Source organism: Paraflavitalea speifideaquila, from assembly GCF_032395985.1.
Taxonomy (GTDB): domain Bacteria; phylum Bacteroidota; class Bacteroidia; order Chitinophagales; family Chitinophagaceae; genus Paraflavitalea; species Paraflavitalea speifideaquila.
On record NZ_CP135920.1, the window covers coordinates 6,150,343 to 6,169,443 of the forward strand.

27 protein-coding genes and 3 pseudogenes are annotated in these 19,101 nt (G+C 46.1%); 12 read left to right on the plus strand and 18 right to left on the minus strand.

What is annotated here, in order from left to right; translation table 11 throughout:
- Positions 1-363: 363 nt before the first annotated feature.
- The 6 genes and pseudogenes from RS881_RS42205 to bshB1 all read right to left on the minus strand — a co-directional run bounded on the left by RS881_RS42205 (position 364) and on the right by bshB1 (position 5,553).
- Positions 364-1,347 (minus strand): annotated as a pseudogene (locus tag RS881_RS42205) (agmatine deiminase family protein).
- 112 nt (positions 1,348-1,459) lie between these two features.
- On the minus strand, positions 1,460-1,822 hold the full coding sequence (locus RS881_RS42210) for a four helix bundle protein (RefSeq protein WP_315824781.1): 363 nt from the start codon (positions 1,820-1,822) through the stop codon (positions 1,460-1,462).
- 173 nt (positions 1,823-1,995) lie between these two features.
- Positions 1,996-2,870 (minus strand): annotated as a pseudogene (locus RS881_RS42215) (carbon-nitrogen hydrolase).
- A gap of 253 nt (positions 2,871-3,123) precedes the next feature.
- On the minus strand, positions 3,124-3,624 hold the full coding sequence (locus RS881_RS42225; protein ID WP_484557606.1) for a fatty acid desaturase family protein: 501 nt from the start codon (positions 3,622-3,624) through the stop codon (positions 3,124-3,126).
- A complete protein-coding gene (locus RS881_RS42230; protein ID WP_315816289.1) occupies positions 3,615-4,187 on the minus strand; it encodes a fatty acid desaturase in 573 nt (190 codons plus the stop codon). The genes RS881_RS42225 and RS881_RS42230 overlap by 10 nt, the downstream gene beginning before the upstream one ends.
- A gap of 628 nt (positions 4,188-4,815) precedes the next feature.
- A complete protein-coding gene (gene bshB1, locus RS881_RS42235) occupies positions 4,816-5,553 on the minus strand; it encodes a bacillithiol biosynthesis deacetylase BshB1 (RefSeq protein ID WP_315816290.1) in 738 nt (245 codons plus the stop codon).
- Positions 5,554-5,931: 378 nt separating this feature from the next.
- Here bshB1 and RS881_RS42240 point away from each other — a divergent pair, with 378 nt between their 5' ends.
- Together RS881_RS42240 and RS881_RS42245 are read left to right on the plus strand one after the other, a co-directional pair.
- Positions 5,932-6,327 carry a hypothetical protein gene (locus tag RS881_RS42240; RefSeq protein WP_315816291.1) on the plus strand — a complete coding sequence of 132 codons (396 nt, stop codon included), beginning with the start codon at positions 5,932-5,934 and terminating at the stop codon, positions 6,325-6,327.
- Positions 6,318-6,725, plus strand: coding sequence for a hypothetical protein (locus tag RS881_RS42245; protein WP_315816292.1), 408 nt, complete (start codon positions 6,318-6,320; stop codon positions 6,723-6,725). Before RS881_RS42240 ends, RS881_RS42245 begins: the two co-directional genes overlap by 10 nt.
- A 49-nt stretch (positions 6,726-6,774) precedes the next feature.
- Here the strand turns inward: RS881_RS42245 and RS881_RS42250 are convergent, their stop codons facing one another.
- Positions 6,775-7,422 carry a serine hydrolase domain-containing protein gene (locus RS881_RS42250; protein WP_315816293.1) on the minus strand — a complete coding sequence of 216 codons (648 nt, stop codon included), beginning with the start codon at positions 7,420-7,422 and terminating at the stop codon, positions 6,775-6,777.
- 20 nt (positions 7,423-7,442) lie between these two features.
- On the minus strand, positions 7,443-7,982 hold the full coding sequence (locus tag RS881_RS42255; RefSeq protein WP_315816294.1) for a hypothetical protein: 540 nt from the start codon (positions 7,980-7,982) through the stop codon (positions 7,443-7,445).
- 94 nt (positions 7,983-8,076) lie between these two features.
- On the opposite strand from RS881_RS42255, the gene RS881_RS42260 reads away from it, so the two are divergent.
- The 4 genes from RS881_RS42260 to RS881_RS42275 all read left to right on the plus strand — a co-directional run bounded on the left by RS881_RS42260 (position 8,077) and on the right by RS881_RS42275 (position 9,476).
- The gene (locus tag RS881_RS42260; RefSeq protein ID WP_350340005.1) at positions 8,077-8,316 is read left to right on the plus strand and encodes an FAD-dependent oxidoreductase; all 240 of its coding nucleotides are present in this window, start codon (positions 8,077-8,079) and stop codon (positions 8,314-8,316) included.
- Positions 8,313-8,594, plus strand: coding sequence for an FAD-dependent oxidoreductase (locus RS881_RS42265; protein ID WP_315816295.1), 282 nt, complete (start codon positions 8,313-8,315; stop codon positions 8,592-8,594). Before RS881_RS42260 ends, RS881_RS42265 begins: the two co-directional genes overlap by 4 nt.
- Positions 8,564-9,052: an FAD-dependent oxidoreductase gene (locus tag RS881_RS42270; protein ID WP_315816296.1), complete on the plus strand. Its 489-nt coding sequence runs from the start codon at positions 8,564-8,566 to the stop codon at positions 9,050-9,052. The genes RS881_RS42265 and RS881_RS42270 overlap by 31 nt, the downstream gene beginning before the upstream one ends.
- 61 nt (positions 9,053-9,113) lie before the next feature.
- Entirely contained in the window at positions 9,114-9,476 is a 363-nt protein-coding gene (locus RS881_RS42275; RefSeq protein ID WP_315816297.1) for an oxidoreductase dimerization domain-containing protein, read from the plus strand.
- A gap of 175 nt (positions 9,477-9,651) precedes the next feature.
- On the opposite strand, the gene RS881_RS42280 is transcribed toward RS881_RS42275, so the two are convergent.
- Positions 9,652-9,999, minus strand: a complete 348-nt coding sequence (locus tag RS881_RS42280) for a hypothetical protein (protein WP_315816298.1) — start codon at positions 9,997-9,999, stop codon at positions 9,652-9,654.
- Entirely contained in the window at positions 9,942-10,955 is a 1,014-nt protein-coding gene (locus RS881_RS42285) for a hypothetical protein (RefSeq protein ID WP_315816299.1), read from the minus strand. Before RS881_RS42285 ends, RS881_RS42280 begins: the two co-directional genes overlap by 58 nt.
- A gap of 374 nt (positions 10,956-11,329) precedes the next feature.
- Here RS881_RS42285 and RS881_RS42290 point away from each other — a divergent pair, with 374 nt between their 5' ends.
- The 3 genes from RS881_RS42290 to RS881_RS42300 are packed head-to-tail and all read left to right on the plus strand — an operon-like array spanning position 11,330 to position 12,836.
- Positions 11,330-11,554: a hypothetical protein gene (locus RS881_RS42290; protein ID WP_315816300.1), complete on the plus strand. Its 225-nt coding sequence runs from the start codon at positions 11,330-11,332 to the stop codon at positions 11,552-11,554.
- A 17-nt stretch (positions 11,555-11,571) separates the two neighbouring features.
- Positions 11,572-12,129 carry a sensor histidine kinase gene (locus RS881_RS42295; RefSeq protein WP_315816301.1) on the plus strand — a complete coding sequence of 186 codons (558 nt, stop codon included), beginning with the start codon at positions 11,572-11,574 and terminating at the stop codon, positions 12,127-12,129.
- Positions 12,105-12,836, plus strand: coding sequence for a LytR/AlgR family response regulator transcription factor (locus RS881_RS42300; protein WP_315816302.1), 732 nt, complete (start codon positions 12,105-12,107; stop codon positions 12,834-12,836). Before RS881_RS42295 ends, RS881_RS42300 begins: the two co-directional genes overlap by 25 nt.
- 340 nt (positions 12,837-13,176) lie before the next feature.
- Here the strand turns inward: RS881_RS42300 and RS881_RS42310 are convergent.
- Positions 13,177-13,589, minus strand: a pseudogene (locus RS881_RS42310) (DUF4197 family protein); the annotation flags it as partial.
- Positions 13,590-13,694: 105 nt separating this feature from the next.
- Complete coding sequence (locus RS881_RS42315; protein WP_315816303.1) at positions 13,695-13,892, minus strand: hypothetical protein; 198 nt, start codon at positions 13,890-13,892, stop codon at positions 13,695-13,697.
- Positions 13,893-14,124: 232 nt separating this feature from the next.
- Here RS881_RS42315 and RS881_RS42320 point away from each other — a divergent pair, with 232 nt between their 5' ends.
- On the plus strand, positions 14,125-14,250 hold the full coding sequence (locus tag RS881_RS42320; RefSeq protein WP_315816304.1) for an FAD-dependent oxidoreductase: 126 nt from the start codon (positions 14,125-14,127) through the stop codon (positions 14,248-14,250).
- 133 nt (positions 14,251-14,383) lie between these two features.
- Positions 14,384-15,256, plus strand: coding sequence for an NAD(P)/FAD-dependent oxidoreductase (locus RS881_RS42325; RefSeq protein WP_315816305.1), 873 nt, complete (start codon positions 14,384-14,386; stop codon positions 15,254-15,256).
- A gap of 3 nt (positions 15,257-15,259) precedes the next feature.
- On the opposite strand, the gene RS881_RS42330 is transcribed toward RS881_RS42325, so the two are convergent.
- Genes RS881_RS42330 through RS881_RS42340 form a run of 3 tightly spaced genes read right to left on the minus strand, consistent with a single transcriptional unit; the run spans position 15,260 to position 16,510 of the window.
- Entirely contained in the window at positions 15,260-16,024 is a 765-nt protein-coding gene (locus RS881_RS42330; RefSeq protein WP_315816306.1) for a zinc-dependent metalloprotease, read from the minus strand.
- Entirely contained in the window at positions 15,921-16,316 is a 396-nt protein-coding gene (locus RS881_RS42335; RefSeq protein WP_315816307.1) for a zinc metalloprotease, read from the minus strand. The genes RS881_RS42330 and RS881_RS42335 overlap by 104 nt, the downstream gene beginning before the upstream one ends.
- Positions 16,313-16,510: a hypothetical protein gene (locus RS881_RS42340; RefSeq protein ID WP_315816308.1), complete on the minus strand. Its 198-nt coding sequence runs from the start codon at positions 16,508-16,510 to the stop codon at positions 16,313-16,315. Before RS881_RS42340 ends, RS881_RS42335 begins: the two co-directional genes overlap by 4 nt.
- A 447-nt stretch (positions 16,511-16,957) precedes the next feature.
- On the opposite strand from RS881_RS42340, the gene RS881_RS42345 reads away from it, so the two are divergent.
- Positions 16,958-17,782: a glutaminyl-peptide cyclotransferase gene (locus RS881_RS42345; protein ID WP_315816309.1), complete on the plus strand. Its 825-nt coding sequence runs from the start codon at positions 16,958-16,960 to the stop codon at positions 17,780-17,782.
- 68 nt (positions 17,783-17,850) lie between these two features.
- On the opposite strand, the gene RS881_RS42350 is transcribed toward RS881_RS42345, so the two are convergent.
- The 3 genes from RS881_RS42350 to RS881_RS42360 all read right to left on the minus strand — a co-directional run bounded on the left by RS881_RS42350 (position 17,851) and on the right by RS881_RS42360 (position 19,083).
- Complete coding sequence (locus tag RS881_RS42350; RefSeq protein WP_350340312.1) at positions 17,851-18,159, minus strand: methyltransferase domain-containing protein; 309 nt, start codon at positions 18,157-18,159, stop codon at positions 17,851-17,853.
- Positions 18,126-18,548, minus strand: coding sequence for a methyltransferase domain-containing protein (locus tag RS881_RS42355; protein ID WP_315816311.1), 423 nt, complete (start codon positions 18,546-18,548; stop codon positions 18,126-18,128). The genes RS881_RS42350 and RS881_RS42355 overlap by 34 nt, the downstream gene beginning before the upstream one ends.
- Positions 18,549-18,873: 325 nt before the next feature.
- Positions 18,874-19,083 (minus strand): hypothetical protein, encoded by a 210-nt coding sequence (locus RS881_RS42360; protein ID WP_315816312.1) that lies wholly within the window; start codon positions 19,081-19,083, stop codon positions 18,874-18,876.
- Positions 19,084-19,101: the final 18 nt, after the last annotated feature.

The following is a 19,101-nucleotide window of genomic DNA, read 5'->3' on the forward strand; positions in this document are numbered from 1 at the left end:
GTCGGCAAGGCTAAAGACCAAAGCCCCTAAAGAGTCAGAAAGTCGGAAAGTCTGGAAGTCCGGAAGACAGCAAGGCTAAAGACCAAAGCCCCTAAAGAGTCGGAAAGTCGGAAAGTCCGAAAGACAGCAAGGCTAAAGACCAAAGCCCCTAAAGAGTCAGAAAGTCGGAAAGTCTGGAAGTCCGGAAGACAGCAAGGCTAAAGACCAAAGCCCCTAAAGAGTCGGAAAGTCGGAAAGTCCGAAAGACAGCAAGGCTAAAGACCAAAGCCCGTAAGTATGTTCGATATAATCGAAGATACTTACGGGCTTTCTGATTTTACTGACTTTCGGACTTCCGGACTTCCGGACTTCCGGACTTCCGGACTAAACCGCCGGTTCCTGTTGACTCAAACAATGGAAGCTACCCAGCCCCCAAATGATCTCTGTCGAATCAATACCAATCACCTTACGGTCCGGGAAACTTTGTTGAATGATCTGTAATGCCTTATCGTCCTTATCACAACGGAAGGTAGGAACGATCACCGATGTATTGGCAATATAAAAGTTGGCATAAGAAGCCGGTAAGCGCTGATCATCATATACTACCGCATCCGGCATGGGCAATTCTACAATATTCAACTGCTTTCCGTCGAGCAGGCGCATGGCTTTCAACTGCTGTAGGTTGTGTTGTAATAAGTCGTAGTTTTCGTCCTGCTTGTTTTCTTCCACTACCGTTAATACCGTGTCTTCGTTTACAAAGCGAACCGTATCATCGATATGGCCGTCTGTATCATCACCTACAATACCATCATCTACCCACAGTATTTGTTCCACCCCATAATAGTTCATGAGGTAGGTTTCTATCTGTTGTTGATCCAACTGCGGGTTGCGATTGGGGTTGAGTAAGCAGGCTGTGGAAGTAAGCAAACTACCCTTGCCATTGAACTCTACCGACCCACCTTCCATAACAATACCGGGATGGTAAACCGGCAGGTTGAATGCCTTGCCGATCAACGTGGGTATTACATCGTCCAGGTCAAAAGGTGGATATTTATTGCCCCAGGCATTATACCCCAATCAACGATCACCTTTTGATAGCAGCCTTGGGATTGATCAGGAAGGCCGGACCATGGTCCCTGCACCAGGCATCGTTTGTGGGATGTATAAAAATTCCACCTGATCAAGATTGGCGCCTGCTTCCCGGATATGGCCAAGCGCAAATTGCTTCATGGCCTCATCAGCTACATTGATCCGTACCTTTTCACTAAGTGCCAGCTCTTTAATAAACTGACTGTAATAAGGATAAATAGCTTCTATCTTCCCAGGCCAGGATGCTTCTTTATGGGGCCAGCTAAGCCAGGTAGCCACATGCGGAGCAAACTCTGCAGGAAAATAATATCCTAAGCTTTGGGGTAAGTCCGGAAGTCCGGAAGTCTGAAAGTCCGGAAGATGACTGCTGTCTGCACGTAACTTGCTCAAACTAATTATTTTTATTAAGTGAATATCTTAATGAATTAATCATCACCAAAATTTCCTCACACATCTTATAGATTTTATCAAATTCCAGGCAGTTGAGATATTGCCTTCTTTTAGCAAGATGTATGCACCCAACAACTTCAATGTTCGACCTCAAAGCGATCCCTAAAAACCTTGCAAATTCTGCATTTGATTGTCCGGTTGAGCCCTCTGCAATATTTAAGGCCACAGAATCTGCAGCCCTCTTAATTTGCGATGTCAATATGTACAACTCATCTTTGGGGAATTTACTGCTTAATAAGTGCACCTCATTTGCAAGCTCCAAAGATTTCTGCCAAACAATTAGTTTTTCAAACTTAAAAGGCATCAAATAATTTTTAGTGATTAGTAGAACCAATCAGCAGCCTTATAAATATTAAACTAATCAAATACATACATACTTACGGACTTTCCCGACTTTCGGACTTTCCCGACTTCCCGACTTTCAGACTTCCCGACTTTCAGACTTCCCGACTTTCGGACTTTCCCGACTTTCCCGACTTATTCTTCGTCTATAAACCGCTTCGTGATCGGCTGGTAAGAGTCGATACGACGATCGCGCAGGAAAGGCCAATGCGTACGATACCGGTCTGTTTTTGCCAGGTCCAGCTCCAATACAGTTACTTCTTCCTCGTCGTGCGATGCTTTGTACAGCAACGTACCAAAAGGGTTGGACACAAAAGAACCACCCCAGAATTTCATCGCGCCCTGCTGCTCCAATCCTACCCGGTTCACACTCACCACATGCACGCCATTGGCTACTGCATGACTGCGCTGGATCGTTTGCCAGGCATTGTATTGCTCCGTATTCGTAGCCTCATCTTGTGATGTAGCCCAGCCAATAGCCGTAGGATAAAACAGTATTTCCGCACCCATCAGGGCCGTTATACGGGCTGCTTCCGGATACCATTGATCCCAACAGATCAGTACCCCAAAAGTGGCAAATTTGGTTTTGAATACTTTGTACCCCAGATCTCCCGGCGTGAAGTAAAACTTCTCATAATAAGCCGGATCATCCGGGATATGCATCTTGCGGTATTTGCCCAGGTAAGTGCCATCGGCATCCAATACCGCCGTTGTATTGTGATAAATACCCTGTGTACGTTTTTCAAACAAAGAAGCAATGATCACCACCCCGCTTCGGCTGCCACCTTGCTCAGCGCATCCGTAGAAGGACCCGGAATGGGCTCCGCCAATTTGAAGTTTTCATAATCTTCCACATCACAGAAATAAAGGGATGTGAACAGTTCCTGCAGACACACGATCTGCGCCCCTTTGGCAGCTGCCTCTTTCACCTTGACGATTGCCTTTTGCAGGTTCTCTTCCTTATTTGCCGTGCAACTCATTTGCACCAATCCTACTTTTACTGTTGACATGATAGCTCGTTAAAAATGAAGTGCAAAAATAGTTTATTAGTAGTAAAGTCGGTAAGCCGGTTAGTCCGAAAGACCGAAAGTTAATACCGGCTGTAAGACGCTCAATGGCAGGTGATCGTTGCCAGAAAACCAGAGAGACCCGCAAATCAGGTACTGGAGTCAGAAAGTCGGAAAACCGAAAGCCCGTAAGCATGTTCGATTATTACGAAGATACTTACGGACTTTCCGACTTTATTGACTTTCGGACTTCTCCCTACGCCGCCCGTCCCATTTGCTTTAAGAAAGCTACGTGCGAAGCCACTGCATACCGTACACGGGGATACTCGATATACGCGATCCCGTATTCCTGGCATGCCTGCCTGATGATCTTACTGATGGCAGGATAGTGAATATGCGATATTTTAGGAAATAAATGGTGTTCTATCTGGAAGTTCAATCCGCCTACCAGCCAGCTTACCAGTTTGTTGTTGGTAGCAAAGTTGGCCGTAGTCTTGATCTGGTGTACCGCCCACTCATCTTCCATTTTACCGGTTGCTTCATCAGGCATGGGGAAAGCAGTATGCTCTACCGTATGCGCCAATTGGAATACAAGGCTTAATACCAACCCGGCTACGAGGGTGAAGATCAAAAAGCTGATCAACCAGGAGGTGAAACCTACCATGTAAATAGGCAACCCTACAAAAAGGAAGAAGTGGAATACTTTGAACCCCCAGAATACCAGGTGGTCCGACAACTTCATTTTCTTCAGTGGCATATTGCCAATCTTGCTCTTAAAATACTTTTGATAATCCAATACAAATATCCAGAAGATGTAAAGCAGGGAATACAAGAACCAAAAATAGATATGCTGGTATTTGTGTAAACGATATTTTTCTGCGTAGTGCTCATGCGCATCCAGGGTTGGATGTCAATATCATCATCAACACCGTCTACGTTGGTAAACGCGTGGTGGATCACATTGTGCTTTACATTCCACATGAAATTATTACCACCGAGGATATTGAGTGAAAGCGCAGCAAAGGAATTGATCCATTTGTATTTGCTGAAGCTACCGTGTGCACCATCATGCATCACGTTAAAACCAATGGCCGAAACAACGCCACCCAGCAAAATACTTTCCAGTACCTGCAATACCACACCGGGTGTAAAGAATACCAGGTGCACATAGATGACCATAAAAGCCACCATCAGGATCACCGCCTTCATAAAGATAGGGTAATCACCGGTTGTAGATTTTCCTACTTCTGTAAAGTAAGAACTGATACGCTTTTTTAATTCTGCGTGAAAAGAATGTGGAACGTTTGCAAACTTGGGCACTGACATTGAACAACTGATTTAATTCTAAAAGGTTGGCAAAGTTATGCTTAACCTACTAAAAAACGGCTAAAAATGTGCAATTGATATACCGAAATCGGGAATTTTAGCTAGACGCTAACTTTGATGACAATTCCCCGACAAAAAGTCCGGAAGACAAGTCCGGAAGACAAGTCCGGAAGCCCGTAAGTCGGTAAAGTCGGGAAGACTGGAAACAGTCCGGAAGACAAGTCCGGAAGCCCGTAAGTCGGTAAAGTCCGGAAGACTGGAAACAGTCCGGAAGACAAGTCCGGAAGTCCGTAAGTCGGTAAAGTCCGGAAGACTGGAAACAGTCCGGAAGACAAGTCCGGAAGCCCGTAAGTCGGTAAAGTCCGGAAGACTGGAAACAGTCCGGAAGACAAGTCCGAAAGTCCGTAAGTCGGTAAAGTCCGGAAGACTGGAAACAGTCCGGAAGACAAGTCCGGAAGTCCGTAAGTCGGTAAAGTCCGGAAGACTGGAAAGTCCAAAGACAAAAAGCCGGTGAGTGTCTCCGATTAAATCGAACATACTCACCGACTTCCGGACTTTACTAACTTTCGGACTTTACCGACTTCCCGACTTTACTGACTTCCGGTCTTTACCGACTTCCCGACTATGTTTCTACTTGCACCAACGCATCGAGGTTCCGGATACCGATCTTCTTCTCACTAATAAACCCTTCCGCATATTTAACCCCGATCCGTTTGCCCAGCATGCGCGCCCGTGCGATGACACTATCTAAAAAATCGGGCGATGAAATATACGTTTGTGGTTCTTTATTGTCAGGGCCACCCGTAAAAAACTGCGTGGAATATGCTTCAATTGATTTCATTCGTTGCTCAAACACTTCACTGATATCGATCAGGATATCAGGCTCATGGAACCAATCCTGCATGTAATGCAATACATATTTGGGCCGCCAGCGCGCTTGAGAATTTCCAGCAGTATCTTTTGTTTCAATTTTGATAAGCCCCGAAAGGAAACAGGCATCAGCAATGAGGTGCCCCGCCCGGCCATGATCCGGATGGCGGTCATCCAGTATATTGGCAATCACTATTTCTGGCTGATAAGTACGGATCGCCTGGATCAATTGAAGCTGATGCGCCTCATCATTGCGAAAAAAACCATCCCGCATTTTGAGGTTCTCCCGCATGTGTACGCCCAGGATTTTGGCCGCTGCACCTGCTTCTGCATAACGGGTTTCGATGGTACCGCGGGTTCCCAGCTCACCCTGTGTGAGGTCAAGGATACCCACTTTTTTACCCAGCCTGATTTCATTGAGCAGCGTTCCGGAACAGCCCAGCTCTACATCGTCCGGATGTACGCCAATGGCGAGAATGTCTAGTTTCATACCTGATTTTGCAGTTAAATGCGCGTCAAAAGTAGTAAAACATCAAAAAAGGTAAAAGGTTTGTTGTTAAGACATTATTCTGGCGTGAACAGCTCTTAATCAGGCGCCAATAGATTTGAGTAGTGTTAGCTCCGGCAAACCGCAATCACTGGCCTGGCTGTGCGCCTAAAAGCCGCCCGGTTGCAGAAAAAAACTGCCTGACAGTAACCTTTTTTAAAAATCCGGCAAACCAGGTGTCAACCATCTACCAAACTTGTATCTTCCATTGGTAAACACCCCTGTTTGACAGATGGCTGGTATATGGATGAGGCAAGGTTCGTATAAGGACCGGGACATCCATTATTTAACCATAAAACCTTGTAAACCATTATGTCTCCGATGTCGCTCGACTATACCGATTTTCTGTATTGGCTGAAAGACCATACGGAGAACCACTGGAACCAGGATCCCCAGCTTCCACTGGGCCATAGAACCTGTCCTCAATGGGCCTGTGGCGCCAAATGGATCGGGATGACCGATGAGCAGATCGACCAGGTACAGGAGAAATATGGGCTCAAATTCTCCCCGGAGCATCGTGAATTTCTACGCATCCTGCATACTGTTGACCGGAAAACCCGCCATTACGCGTATCCGGATGTGGAAGAAGGTGAATTTTATGAACAGTCCCTATTACGCAATTGGTTTGAAGATGATGAAGAGGAAATAGGGAACAGGTTGACTGATGTTTATGACTGGATGATTGACGATCTGCAAAAGGCAGGGGATTGTGGCTAAAATCATGGGGACCGAAACCTGCAGATCCCGACAACAAGATCAGGAGCTTTCATGAGATCTGGGAAAAAGCCCCTGCATTAGTGCCCGTAGCCTACCATCGGTATCAGGTAGTGGATCCTTCGGTGGAAGTAAGCCCCGTATTATCTATCCGGGGATTTGACGTAGTATGGTATGGCCGCGACTTCCGGCATTACCTGATCAGTGAGCTGCAAGATCTCCTGGACATTTATGTTCGCAATGAAACAGCTAAGGAATCGGACGACTGGAACGGCCACCTTAGAGAACCTTACAAAGATTGTTTTGAGTATTACGATAAAGCCAAACTACCCGCTATCCCCTTCTGGAGAAACCTGGTGGTGTATGATTGGTGCGATCATTCCAACAATGCGAACTTGTAGAGCCACGTCACTTAGCAATTTCTCCATACGATCTATCAACCACATTTCCTTACAACCCCTCCGCCCAACGGATCAACCCGTCCACCTCGGCGGGGGCGCCATTGATGCGCACTGGTGAACGCTTTTTACCCAATCGGACCATTACCAGCTTTTTAGCAGGGATCACAATAATATACTGACCAAGAATGCCACGTGCATAGAATATATCCGGCTGGTTGGGTACGATCCACCATTGATAACCATAATAATCGCAGGCATTGCCACCTTCGTCTTTGATGCCGCAAGGCGTAATGGATTTCTTGAAATATTCGGGCGTAATGATCTCCTGCCCTTTCCAGCGGCCACTGTCCAGCATCAACTGTCCCAGCCGTGCAAAATCACGCGCGTTGGAGTTAAAACAGCAATACGCCTTCTCATGCCCGCCCGTATGATCCGTACTCCACAAAGCTGGATGCTCAGCTCCCAGCGGATGCCACAGCTTTTCAGCAGCATAAGCACTAAGCGACTTGCCCGTTGCTTTTTCCACAATAAGGCCAAGTAGTTGGGTATCACCCGATTTATAACTGTGTAAGGTGCCTGGTGTATGAATAATATTCACCCCCGTGGCCGTTTTATAAATATCACTGCCGTAATACGCCTGCGTGGTCACAGAAAGCGGGTTGGAATACGATTCGTCCCAATCACTGCCACTGCTCATCGTCAGCAGGTCAATGATCTTTACCGTAGCCTTTTACCCGAAGCAAATTCCGGGAGGTATTTGCCCACCAGGTCTTGTACCGAACCGATCTTCCCTTGCTTGATAGCAGCCCCTATTAACAGCCCGGTAATGCTTTTGGCTACCGAAAATGACCCGGACCATGACGAGTCATTGTAACCCTCATCATATTGTTCAAAATACAGCGAATCATTTTTAATGACCAGCACCGCCACCGTACTAAGTTCCTGTAGCATTTTATGCAGGCTATCTGGCATTTTTACCCCATTATAAGCCGTCGAGGTATCCCAGGGCTGGTGTACATCCGTAGTAACCGTATTATTCGTGAACTTCTCATAATCATCAATATCCGCAAAATTGTACCAAACCGCTTTGAACAGGTACGTGCGGCCGCTGGCAAAAGCATAGACCGTAAAAACAACAAGGAGGAGCACAATCGTATAGAGAAAAAACGAAGAATCTTTTTCATACCACAACCGCTTTGACAAGGAAGTTACTGAATAAACATCTGACTGCCATCTGTTGTTATAGAATGTGCTCATTTGGCTTTTTACCATTTTCGAGTAGCTTCGCTGGTCTTTTGAGCAATAAAGTGTTCATATTCAGAATTCTGAAATTTAAAATCGTACATCACATATGGCATACGACGTAGTAGTTCTCGGTAGCGGCCCCGGTGGATACGTGGCAGCTATCCGTGCCTCGCAGCTGGGCTTTAAGACAGCAATTATTGAAAAGGAAAACCTGGGAGGTATCTGTCTCAACTGGGGTTGTATCCCAACCAAAGCACTCCTCAAAAGTGCCCAGGTAATGGACTATATTAACCACTCAAAGATTTTGGTATTGAAGCCACTGGTCAGCATGATTTTGCCGCTGTGATCAAACGCAGCCGTGGAGCAGCCGATAAAATGAGCAAGGGCGTTCAGTTCCTGATGAAGAAAAATAAGATCGACGTAATAATGGGCTTTGGTAAATTAAAAGCCAAGGGCCAGATAGAAGTAACTGCTGCCGATGGCGCTAAGCAGCTAGTAGAAGCCAAACACATTATCGTAGCTACTGGTGGCCGCAGTCGCGAACTGCCTACCCTGAAACAAGATGGTAAAAGATCATTGGCTACCGCGAAGCCATGTCACTGCCCCAACAGCCTAAGAGCCTGATCGTGGTAGGTAGTGGCGCCATTGGTGTTGAATTTGGTTATTTCTACAGCAGCCTGGGCACCAAGGTAACCATCGTAGAGTTCCTGCCAAGGATCGTTCCCGTTGAAGATGAGGATATCTCCAAAGAGCTCGAAAAGAACTTTAAGAAGAAAGGGATCGATGTATTGACCAATGCCGAAGTAACCAGCGTGGATACCAGCGGTAATGGTGTTAAAGCAAAAGTGAAGACCGCTACTGGCGAGATCACCCTCGAAGCCGACGTACTGTTGAGCGCCGTAGGTGTTAGCGCCAATATTGAAGGCATCGGCCTGGAAGAAACTGGCGTGAAGACCGAAAAAGGAAAGATTGCCGTCGACAAATACTACCAAACCAATGTACCTGGCATCTATGCCATTGGCGATTGCGTACCTGGTCAGGCATTGGCCCACGTAGCATCAAAGAAGGTATCATTTGCGTAGAGAATATTGGTTACAATGAAAGAAATACAACCACCAGCCCGAGCCACTCGATTATGGCAACGTGCCCGGTTGTACGTATTGCACACCCGAAATTGCTTCTGTAGGGTACACCGAAAAACAAGCCAAAGAAGCCGGCTATGAAATAAAGGTGGGTAAATTCCCATTAAGCGCTTCTGGTAAAGCTGTTGGCGCTGGTCATACCGAAGGTTTCGTAAAAGTGATCTTCGATGCCAAATACGGCGAATGGTTAGGCACCCACATGATCGGTTACAACGTAACCGAAGTGATTGTTGAAACAGTGGTAGCCCGCAAACTGGAAACTACTTACCATGAAGTATTGAACAGCATCCACCCACACCCCACCATCAGCGAAAGCGTGAAAGACGCTATCGAAGCCGCCTATGGCGAAGCCATCCACCTGTAAGGTTGAGTGGTGAATAGCGTGTGGCGAATGAACTATCATTCATAAACTAGTTCCCATACAACAAGGTCCGTAAGTAAATATTACCTACGGACCTTGTTCTTTAAATACTGCCCACTTTCTATATGCCCCATCTTACAGGCTGAATACTGTATTCTAAATTCTGGATGCTGCCTCCTCACCTCCCACGCTCCACCCTATAATCCCCTGCCCTTTCTCCCGCTACCAGTTTCCATCCCTGGTTCAAGGTCAACTCCCACTCCGCTGTTTTGATTACCTGGCCGGTAGGATCTGTATCCACAGGCATCGTTACAAATAAAATACGCCAGTTTTTCATCAATGCCTCCCCTGTTACCACCAATCTGCCCCAATCATCTGTCATCGTAATTGTAGGATATACCGTTCCATAACTGCCCAGTGGGAAAAGCCTGCTGGGATTAAAAGAGAAACGCATGTTTTTGGTAAGCCCTAATTCCAGTATAGGCCCCTGTACCAGCCTGGCAACATAAGCCTTTTCTTTGGCCATCCTTTTTCTTCCCGCACGGCCTCCTCCCGGCGGATCAATACCTCATCATAAGCCTGTTGGGGGTTGGCCACCGCCTCCCTGGTAACCAGGGGTACCTGCAACTTATATACTTTGATCAGCAACTTCACAAAATCATCTTCCGGTTGAAGCGTCCCCTGCCAACCCGCCTGCTTTTGCGAAAGCAACATCCCATACAAGGGGCCCGTTATATAAGCAAAGGAACGGGTGAAGGTGGGATAACTCGTAGCAGCATGCTCAACAAGCCCTGGTAAATAACCCGTGTCTTTGCCGGCAATGCCACTCACATAAACACCTGTAAATTCTGCCAGCCCTTCATTCCGCTCCAGGGCAACCTCAGCAACACGGGCACCGGGAAACAATTCATAACGCCATAGCCTGAATAAGATCGCCTGTTCCAGGTGATGCCGGCGTTTATTAACAGGCGCCCGTAAGGCGGCCTGCAATGCCTTTAATTCAAGCCTGAAATAGATACGCCCATTCTCCGTATCCAGGTGCTCACTAACCGGACTTTGGGCCGGCAAACCAAGTGAATCCTGAATGCGGTGAAACAATTCATGCGCCATCAACTTCACCCTTTCGTACCGAGAAGCAGGCAATGGCAATAACAACATCGTCCACCTAATACCTGCCCATTCAGTAGCCGTATTGGCAATATTGACCGTCAGCGGCAATTGCCCCGTATAAACAGTCCCTTCTATTTTTAGCCGCCCTTCCTTATCCACCGTATTCGTATATACCTTTCGCGAACCCGTATCCACCAGCATCACCGGTCCGGCCAATCCCCTGCCCCACAAACCCGCTTCCCGGGTAGCGCTAACCTGACGGATCGTTTCAAAATAACCCTGCGCTTTGGTCAACATACTGTCGGTAGCCTCCTGGGCAGTACCCGGTAAACTACCAATGACAAGCAAAACAATGAACAACCGATATTTCATACCTTTCTTTTCTGCAAAGCTTCCTCCTGCCACGCGCGTTAAAAAGTTTATTATATCAACCCTTCAATAATTTATAGCACTGACAACAACCTGTTATTGATCCCGGAAAGCCGTCATTTCCTATAAAAACAAAGTGGGAGTGTATTGAAAATCGTACTTTAACGCCATGCGCAAAATCCTTTTGCAGGCATTGATCTGGATCGTTGTGTTTTTGGGCTGGCAACAGGTCGTGTATTTTTATGTCGACAATATTGCCAACCGGTTATTGTTCACAGCATTCGATGTGGGCCAGGTAATGCTCGTTTTTATATCGCTTATTTCCTCATCACCCCCGTTTATTTTCCCGGAAAAACAAATGGCTCTTCCTGGCAGCCATGCTCACTACCATTGTACTATCTGGTCTCCTCCTCGTGTACCTAATGCAATTTTCCCTGCACCACCAGGTCGTCCCCATTCGCTTTAACTTTACCTGGAATTATAGCGACCTCGTCACCAACCGCTACATCATTGCTTTATTAGGTGCCCTCGCAGGTTTTATTGGCAAACTCTTTATTGAATGGTTCCAGGCCAAAAGAAAAATAGAAGAGGCCGAAAAATAAAGGTCGCTACCGAACTCATGTACCTCAAAACACAGGTCAACCCCCATTTCCTGTTCAATGCCATCAATACCGTATACATACAAATGGATGAATCGACCGAAGCTGCCAAACATACCCTTAGCGCTTTCTCCGAAATGTTACGGTACCAGTTGTATGAATGCAACCAGGAAAAAGTACCCATCGAAAAAGAAGTGGAATACCTCCAGCATTATATAAACCTCCAACAAATACGCATGGATGAACATTACCAGGTAAGCTTTACCTTCCAGCATCCATTACAAGGTTTTACCATTGCCCCTTTTCTCCTCATGCCCCTTATTGAAAACATGTTCAAACATGCCCCCAACATCCATGATCCCGTTATTATTAAAGGCTGTTTGACCTATACCAATAACCAATTAAGTTTTTATGGTTTCAATACCTGGCACCACCACAATAGCAACCAACCCATCGGCGGTATCGGACTGGCCAATATGAAACGCCGGCTCGCCCTGCTCTATCCCGGCAGCCATTCCCTGACAATTAAACAACACGAGAACACTTTTGAAGTATGGCTCAACCTCCAAACAATATAACCATCCAATGCCTCATTGCCGACGATGAGCCCATTGCCAGGATAGGCATGCAAAAACTGGTGCAGCAAGCGCCCGCCCTCCACCTGGTGGGCATGGCCAAAGATGCCAGCGAGATCAGCCAGTACCTGGCTCAACATGCCATTCAACTATTGTTCCTCGATATCCAGATGCCCGGCATCAATGGTATTGACTACTTGAAAAGCCTCACCCAGCCCCCAAAAGTCATTTTCACCACCGCCTACCCCGAATATGCCATTGCCGGTTACGACCTCGATGTATTGGATTACCTCTTAAAGCCCATTACCTTAAACCGCTTTCTGAAATCCGTCAACAAAGCCCAGGAATATTTTAACTTAACCAGGCAGCAATCCGTACCTGCTACCAGCAATATTCCGCCTGTAGATTACCTGTTTGTAAAAACCAATCGCCAGTTGCAAAAACTGTCATTTAATGAGATACTCTTTATAGAAGCGATGCTGAATTACGTGATCATCCATACCACTACCCAAAAGATCATTACCTATGCCTCCATTAAATCCATGCAGGATAATTTACCGGCCCCTTTATTCCTGAAGATCCACAAGTCATACATCATCGCCACCTCCAAAATAAACAGCCTCCAGGGCTACGAGGTGACCATTGGCACCCACACACTTCCTATCAGCCGCAAACACAAAGACGAATTGCTCAAAGCCATCAACCAGTAACGATCTTTCTATGGCATTCCTGGCGCAAGGAACAAAGGTGGGTCGCTCTGTCGCCCGGCGAATGCAGCGTTGGAGAGCGGCTCACCTTCATCAGGAAAGAGGTGACACCTTTCCCTTGTTACGAAAACGAAAGGTGTCACCTCTTTGTTACCCAGCTTTTTGCACCATCCTTTAGAGCGGGGGCGTACTTGTTCCCCAAACAAAAAAGCGACCCTCCTAAGAGAGCCGCTTCCGATGGTTGAAGTTGGAACGAAAAAATTATTATGTATTTGATCTTTATCCACTAAAAATTCCACACACATGATCGAAGCAAGCCCATTGCCAATGCATGATTGCCGACCTAACTCCCCTGCGCCTGCTTACTACCAAATACCTTTTTCAGTATTTCTGTGGTCCTGGCAACAGGATCTTTTCGGATCTTCTGTTCTTCCAGTCCTACCTGGAAAAAATACCATCCATGGCTTTACCCGTTACAAAAGCACTAAGATCGGGATTGATCTTATTGGCAGCAAAACGATTATAATTCGTAAATACGTCCGACCAATATTTAGTAGCCCCTACTTTACTCAATGATTGCTCAATGATGGGGCGAAAAGCTTCTGTTAACTGAAGCGTCGTTTTTTGTTTGAGGTAATTTGTGGCTGCAAAATCACCGCCTTTAAGAATACCCAATGCATCCTGGATACTCATCGTCTTCACCGCATTGATGAAAATAGGAGCAGCCGATTTGGCAGCATCTTCTGCTGCACGATTTACGGAAAGAACTGCTTTATCTACGAGGCTCCCGAGGCCAACATCACGTAATGTTTTTCTACTTTCTGCGCTTCTTCAGGCAATAAGATCTTGATTGCCGCATTCTTAAAAACCATCCAGCGATGACAATTGGTTGGCCGATTGCTGCGCCCCCACCGACAAAGCCTCCTTTAAGCCCGACACAATGTCGGCATTCGTCAACCTACCTGTGGTTTGTCCATAATCTTTAATAATTTGCTGAGCAGTTTCACAACTGTTCAACAATACCGTGCATAGGAATAAAGCGTAGATCGATTTTTTCATAAGGAAATAATTGAAGTAGTACAGATTAGCGATTATTTTTGTTTTATGTCAAGCGCAAACGTACAATATTCTGGTTGCTTTTACCGTATCTGTGTGGGCAAAATCATAAGCTCCGCCGGGGATACATTATTACCAGAATTATTTGATCTTGTAGCGTTTGACAACGTGTTGTACTGCCTGCCTGCGGTTGTTGATTCCAAATTTAATACCACTATTCTATAATTATACCGTTATGCAGATCTCCATTTGGGAAAAAGAGAGCTTTTACGCACCTAAGGATATTATTATTATCGGCAGTGGCCTCGTAGGATTGTGGAGTGCTTATTATATTAAAAACAAAACCCTAAGTGTTCCGTAGCCATCGTCGACCGTGGTATCATACCTACCGGCGCCAGCACCCGCAATGCCGGTTTTGCTTGTTTTGGCAGCGTTACCGAACTACAGGACGATTTTAATAAAATGGGGAAGACAAAACCCTCGAACTTGTTAGCATGCGCTACCAGGGTTTACAACGCATACGCAAAGTACTGGATGAAAAACAGATCGACTTTGAATTGTGTGGCGGCTATGAATTGATCCCCACCAATAACGACCCCGGCATAGAAGCCCTGGAAGAACTGATGGCCAGTGTGAACAAGAAACTAAAGCAAGCCATTAAAACAAGCCAAACCTTTAAACTATCCGATAAAAAGATCAGCGATTTTGGTTTTCACAACGTGGCCCATTTATTGGAAAATAAACTCGAAGGCTATTTACATTCCGGTAAACTTTGCCAGGCCCTCCTGCAACTCGTACAATCCATGGGTGTCATTGTATTCAATGGCGTAGAAATTACCCGCTTTGAAAAGATCCTCGATAAAATAGTGCTCTATACCAATCACCAATTGCGCTTTACCGCAGCCAGGATCCTGGTGTGCACCAATGCTTTTGCCAAAGAACTATTACCCAAACTCGATATTATACCTGCCCGTGGCCAGGTATTGGTAACCTCCACCATACATGGCCTGAAACTGAATGGTACTTTTCATTACGATGAAGGCTTCTATTATTTCCGCAATATTGGCAACCGCGTACTCCTGGGAGGCGCCCGCAACAAAGCCCTGCGGGAAGAACACACCACCGAATTGAATACCACCGACGCCATTCAGAAAGAACTCGAACATTTCCTGGCACATTATATTTTACCCGGAAAAGAATATGCCATTACCGACCGCTGGAGCGGGATCATGGGCATGGGGTCCGAAAAAATGCCCATCATGAAGGAAATTTCACCCAACGTTTTTTGCGCCGTGCGTATGAGCGGTATGGGCGTAGCCCTCGCCCCCGTTATTGGAGAAAAAGTAGCAGAAATGATGAAAGGGTAAAGCCTACTTCACTTTGAGCAACTTAATGATCTCTGAAGAACCCTCTATATGAATAAAATACATACCGCTTTGTAAGTGCCCCACATTGATCTGCGTATTTCCCTTGCCCAACTTTACCCGTACTGCCACTTGCCCCAGGTGGTTACGTACCGTAACCGTTTTACCGATCAGTTCCCCTTCCCTGGCTTCCTCCAACACAAAGAAACTATTGGCCGGATTGGGGTAAGCCTTGATGCCCGAAGCTACTACCCTTACCGGCTCATCCACCGGCCTTACCGGTTCAGTGACGGGTGTTCCCGTGATCGCTTTTGATGACAACAACGAGTACCGTACCCCACCAGGCACAAACAAACTTCTCATCTTACTACGTTGTCCCTGCGTGAAGAGATTAAGACAGGCATCATCCGTAAAATCCATATAATTCGTGTACATATTACCCGTCGGATTGTTATCACACGTAATAACAACACCCGTAGGACAATTGCGTGTAGAGCTCCGCTGTGGCGGTGTATCATCAATATGATCATCACCACAATAAGAATCACCCCAAATATGACGCAGGCCCAGCCAATGCCCAATTTCATGCGTAGCCGTACGCCCTTTGTTATAGGGATACCCCGCTGTACCCGTGGTGCCAAAAGCCGAAGGCCTGATCGCCACCCCATCAATCGCTTTGTCGCAACCCAGCGTACTCGCATATCCCAATAACCCACCCGCCAGGTTGCCTATCCAAATATTCAGGTAATGCTCCGTATCCCAGGCATCCATCCCCCTTATTGGAAAACTTAATCCGGTCATCCAGGCCATACATCATGATCGATGTATTCCTGCGCGTGATCCCGGTAGTAGCCCTACCCGAAGGATCTATTTTAGCCAGCTCAAATTCCAGTTGACAATCTGCTGCCAGGTGTTTAAACATCGCCGGAATATTCACCGTATCTCCATTGAGCTTTCTAAAGTCTTTGTTTAATACCTCTATTTGCGATTTGATTTGTGCATCACTGATATTTTGGTCCGGCGTATTATACAATACATGCACTACAACCGGTATTTTGATCACCCCGGAGCAGGAGTTACCGTACCATTGAGTATAACATCACCGCCTTGATAACTTTCTATAGCTGCCATCTTTTGCGCCAGTAAAGGATCTGCCTGCAAACGCTGTTGCAGGTATTCATACGTAGCGCAATTACGTTGAGCAGTAGCAGCCAGGCCAGTGAACAATAATAAGTAAGCAAGTACAAAATATTTCATAGCAACGACATTCTTTCTTGGTGTCGGTCACATAGGCGATGGAAGTCGTCTTCATAAGGACTTGCTTGCTAACAAGTAGGGTGGAATCATTTCTATAGGAAGTCTGGAACTAAAAGGATACGTATTAACCATAAGTCCTGATGACCGCAAAACCGGCATATCAGGCCCAGGACAATAACAATAAACCATTGATATTGGAGCGAATCAAGTAAACAAAAAGGAAAAATAATCACCAACTGGTCCACAGAGTAACCTATTGATTGAGCCACTCTGGTTTGGGAAGAAAAAGGATAGGAGATACGCGATTGAGTGGTATTCAGACCATAAGCTACTGTAAAACTGATAAAAGTTTTCTACAAATCAAAGCACTTTACCAAAAATTTCAAGTACCGAAATCCCTTTACTTACCGTCAAATTGTATTTTTGAGCCCTTTAGGATAGTCTTTTATGAAGAAAACCATCTACATAGCACTTGTAATCGTGGCTGCAGCCTGGGCCTGTGGTAATAATGATACCAATACCCCAGATATTCCCAATAATGGAAATGCAGATGCGGCGCCGCCTGCCATCCCCTTTACCGTGGTCAACAAACTGCCCCATGATACCACCTATTTCACCGAAGGATTGGAATTTTACAAAGGTCAGCTACTGGAAAGTTCAGGTGGCAATAACGAGGGCAGCCCCTACCCTTCTGAATTTGGTATGGTGAACCGGGAAACAGGAAAAGTAGTGACCAAGGCAAAGCTCGACAGGTCAAAACACTTTGGAGAAGGCATCACAGTATTTAAGGATAAAATTTATCAGCTGACCTGGCAGAGCGGTGCCGGTTTCATATATGATGCCAATACCTATAAATTGATCAAAGAATTTAAGTTGCCTACCCGCGAAGGCTGGGGATTAACACACGATAGCGCCTCCCTCATCATGAGCGATGGTACCAGTAATCTTTATTTTCTCGATCCCGATTCCCTACGCGTAAAATATACCGTTAACGTTATACACAATGGAAACCCTGTAGGCAATATCAATGAACTGGAATATGTGAATGGCGTTCTCTATGCTAATAAATGGAGCGAAAACATCATTTTCAAGATCGATCCGGTCTCCGGTAAAGTATTGGGTCAATTGGATCTCGAAAACCTTGATAAGGAAGCCAAGGCCATCTACCCTGGCGCAGCAGAATTAAATGGAATTGCCTACGACAGCACAACCGGCAAACTATATGTTACCGGTAAAAAATGGCCCCTCCTGTATGAGATAAAAATTCAATAACTTATCGGGTGATAAGATAGATCAGCGAGCTACATTTCTTTTATCGCCCATCGCCTTACTATTGGAAATTAATCCACGTAAAAGCCCTTGACCATACCGGCCTTGCCCGTTTTGTATTGCTCACTAAGCAGACTTACATAAAAGCTGTCAAACCACATTGGTTTCACCGACTTTAATACAAGTCCATGCTGCTGAAGCAGTACCTGCATAGAGGCGGGGGAGAAATGATACAGGTGCCTGGGCACATCATAGGCAGCCCAGTATTCCTGGTAAAAGCCCGCATCATGCGAGGTATAGTTGGGAACCGCGATCAGCAGTACGCCGCCCGGTTTTAATAATACTTTTAGTTGATCCAGGTATTCATGCAAACTATGCACATGCTCCAATACATGCCACAGCGTAATAGCATCATAGGTTCCTGCCGGCAACTTGAAAAGATCCCCGTATCCTGTAAACCAATACGGTTTTGCTCCAATGCCCGCTTCCGCGTTTCAGCATCCGGCTCCAGCCCCATTACCTCCCAACCCGCCTGGCGCATAAAGGCTGCAAAAGCCCCTACACCGGCCCCCACCTCCAACAAACTCCCTGTACTGCGTTGGGTAAAAGACTGTACCAGTTTCTTCTTTTTATTCAGTGTATGGTTCCTGACAATATGGTAAAGCCGGTTAACCAGCCCCTTATTCGTATTCGTATGAGAGATATAATTCTCCGATTGGTAATACTTCCCAATAGCCCCTTCACTCGGAATATCCTGCGTAAACCGCAAACTGCAGCCATCACAATGCCATACCTCAAAAATTTCCCGTGATACAGTAAAATCCTTTACAGCCAGTACCTTGTGTAGGGAGTTCCCTTTGCAGGCCGGGCAATGCGTGTAGTGTATTGTATCCTTTTTTCCACGGTTGCAAAGAAAGCGAAAGATTACAGAATACAAAAGTCCAAAAGGTCAGTAAAACCCGAAAGTCGGCAAGTATGTTCGATTTAGCCAGCAATGCTCACTGGCTTTTTGCCCCCGAACTTGCGTACTTCCCCACTTCCGGTCTTCTCCGTCTTCCGGACTTTCCGTCTTTCGGACTTTCGGACTCCCGGACTTAACGAGGAACACTGATCCGTTCCTGGCTGCCCGTAGCGGAAAAACCGTTCTGATAGAAATGGAAAAAAATGGCACTTAGTGCAATAGCGGCAATAATAAGCGCATAGATCCACCAGTAGTTATTGTTGGTGGGCACTTCTTCGGGGTAAGGCGCATAATTTTCATCAGCAGTGAGTTCCCGCGTCACTTCCCGGTCGCCCACCAGCATCGTATGCTGCGTATTACT

What these genes read in the sequence shown, in the direction of transcription:
- RS881_RS42210 (WP_315824781.1), bottom strand. Translation starts at nt 1,822, where the DNA reads ATGCCTTTTAAGTTTGAAAAACTAATTGTTTGGCAGAAATCTTTGGAG.
- RS881_RS42225 (WP_484557606.1), bottom strand. Translation starts at nt 3,624, where the DNA reads ATGCCACTGAAGAAAATGAAGTTGTCGGACCACCTGGTATTCTGGGGG.
- bshB1 (WP_315816290.1), bottom strand. Translation starts at nt 5,553, where the DNA reads ATGAAACTAGACATTCTCGCCATTGGCGTACATCCGGACGATGTAGAG.
- RS881_RS42240 (WP_315816291.1), top strand. Translation starts at nt 5,932, where the DNA reads ATGTCGCTCGACTATACCGATTTTCTGTATTGGCTGAAAGACCATACG.
- RS881_RS42250 (WP_315816293.1), bottom strand. Translation starts at nt 7,422, where the DNA reads ATGAGCAGTGGCAGTGATTGGGACGAATCGTATTCCAACCCGCTTTCT.
- RS881_RS42255 (WP_315816294.1), bottom strand. Translation starts at nt 7,982, where the DNA reads ATGAGCACATTCTATAACAACAGATGGCAGTCAGATGTTTATTCAGTA.
- RS881_RS42260 (WP_350340005.1), top strand. Translation starts at nt 8,077, where the DNA reads ATGGCATACGACGTAGTAGTTCTCGGTAGCGGCCCCGGTGGATACGTG.
- RS881_RS42270 (WP_315816296.1), top strand. Translation starts at nt 8,564, where the DNA reads ATGTCACTGCCCCAACAGCCTAAGAGCCTGATCGTGGTAGGTAGTGGC.
- RS881_RS42280 (WP_315816298.1), bottom strand. Translation starts at nt 9,999, where the DNA reads ATGGCCAAAGAAAAGGCTTATGTTGCCAGGCTGGTACAGGGGCCTATA.
- RS881_RS42285 (WP_315816299.1), bottom strand. Translation starts at nt 10,955, where the DNA reads ATGAAATATCGGTTGTTCATTGTTTTGCTTGTCATTGGTAGTTTACCG.
- RS881_RS42290 (WP_315816300.1), top strand. Translation starts at nt 11,330, where the DNA reads ATGCTCACTACCATTGTACTATCTGGTCTCCTCCTCGTGTACCTAATG.
- RS881_RS42295 (WP_315816301.1), top strand. Translation starts at nt 11,572, where the DNA reads ATGTACCTCAAAACACAGGTCAACCCCCATTTCCTGTTCAATGCCATC.
- RS881_RS42300 (WP_315816302.1), top strand. Translation starts at nt 12,105, where the DNA reads ATGGCTCAACCTCCAAACAATATAACCATCCAATGCCTCATTGCCGAC.
- RS881_RS42315 (WP_315816303.1), bottom strand. Translation starts at nt 13,892, where the DNA reads ATGAAAAAATCGATCTACGCTTTATTCCTATGCACGGTATTGTTGAAC.
- RS881_RS42320 (WP_315816304.1), top strand. Translation starts at nt 14,125, where the DNA reads ATGCAGATCTCCATTTGGGAAAAAGAGAGCTTTTACGCACCTAAGGAT.
- RS881_RS42325 (WP_315816305.1), top strand. Translation starts at nt 14,384, where the DNA reads ATGCGCTACCAGGGTTTACAACGCATACGCAAAGTACTGGATGAAAAA.
- RS881_RS42330 (WP_315816306.1), bottom strand. Translation starts at nt 16,024, where the DNA reads ATGGATGCCTGGGATACGGAGCATTACCTGAATATTTGGATAGGCAAC.
- RS881_RS42340 (WP_315816308.1), bottom strand. Translation starts at nt 16,510, where the DNA reads ATGAAATATTTTGTACTTGCTTACTTATTATTGTTCACTGGCCTGGCT.
- RS881_RS42345 (WP_315816309.1), top strand. Translation starts at nt 16,958, where the DNA reads ATGAAGAAAACCATCTACATAGCACTTGTAATCGTGGCTGCAGCCTGG.
- RS881_RS42360 (WP_315816312.1), bottom strand. Translation starts at nt 19,083, where the DNA reads ATGCTGGTGGGCGACCGGGAAGTGACGCGGGAACTCACTGCTGATGAA.